This window comes from Vulcanococcus limneticus LL (genome assembly GCF_002252705.1).
Taxonomy (GTDB): Bacteria; Cyanobacteriota; Cyanobacteriia; order PCC-6307; family Cyanobiaceae; genus Vulcanococcus; species Vulcanococcus limneticus.
Genome location: NZ_NQLA01000149.1, coordinates 1 through 1,009, shown reverse-complemented (window position 1 = coordinate 1,009; position 1,009 = coordinate 1). Strand labels below are relative to the sequence as shown.

Sequence of the window (1,009 nt, the reverse complement as noted above, 5' to 3'; positions counted from 1 at the left end):
GGCTGGTCAGCCGGCGCCATCCAGGCGCGCAGACCTTCATTCAGCAGAATGTTCTTGGTGTAGAAGGTCTCGAACTCGGGATCCTCAGCGGCGCGGATCTCCTGCGACACGAAGTCGTAGGCGCGCAGGTTGAGGGCCAGGCCGATGATGCCGATGCTGCTGGTCCACAGACCCATCACCGGCACGAACAGCATGAAGAAGTGCAGCCAGCGCTTGTTGGAGAAGGCGATCCCGAAGATCTGGCTCCAGAAGCGGTTGGCGGTGACCATCGAGTAGGTCTCCTCTTCCTGGGTGGGCTCGAACGCCTTGAAGGTGTTCGCCTGCTCCGAGTCCTCGAACAGGGTGTTCTCCACGGTGGCACCGTGGATGGCGCACAGCAGAGCGCCGCCGAGGATCCCGGCCACGCCCATCATGTGGAACGGGTTCAGGGTCCAGTTGTGGAAGCCCTGCAGGAACAGCAGGAAGCGGAAGATCGCCGCCACCCCGAAGGAAGGCGCGAAGAACCAGCTGCTCTGGCCGAGCGGGTACATCAGGAAGACACTGACGAACACCGCGATCGGGCCGGAGAAGGCGATGGCGTTGTAGGGACGGATGCCCACCAGGCGGGCGATCTCGAACTGACGCAGCATGAAGCCGATCAGGGCGAAGGCGCCGTGCAGGGCCACGAAGGGCCAGAGGCCACCGAGCTGGCACCAGCGCACGAAGTCGCCCTGGGCCTCAGGACCCCAGAGCAGCAGCAGGCTGTGGCCCATGGCATCAGCCGGGCTGCTCACCGCAGCGGTGAGGAAGTTGCAGCCCTCCAGGTAGGAGCTGGCAATGCCGTGGGTGTACCAGGAGGTGACGAAGGTGGTACCGGTCAGCCAGCCCCCCAGCGCCAGGTAGGCGGTGGGGAACAGCAGCAGACCCGACCAACCGACAAAAACGAAGCGGTCGCGCTTGAGCCAGTCATCGAGGACGTCGAACCATCCCCGCTGTGGCGCGCGCCCTACAGCGATCGTCATGAGAGCGG

At 64.6% G+C, this 1,009-nt stretch carries 1 protein-coding gene; it reads right to left on the bottom strand.

Going from position 1 to position 1,009, the window contains the following annotated elements; all coding sequences use genetic code 11:
- A partial coding sequence (gene psbD, locus CJZ98_RS17825) for a photosystem II D2 protein (photosystem q(a) protein) (RefSeq protein WP_094592435.1) occupies window positions 1–1,001 on the bottom strand: 1,001 nt, incomplete at its 3' end.
- Window positions 1,002–1,009 lie beyond the last annotated feature (8 nt).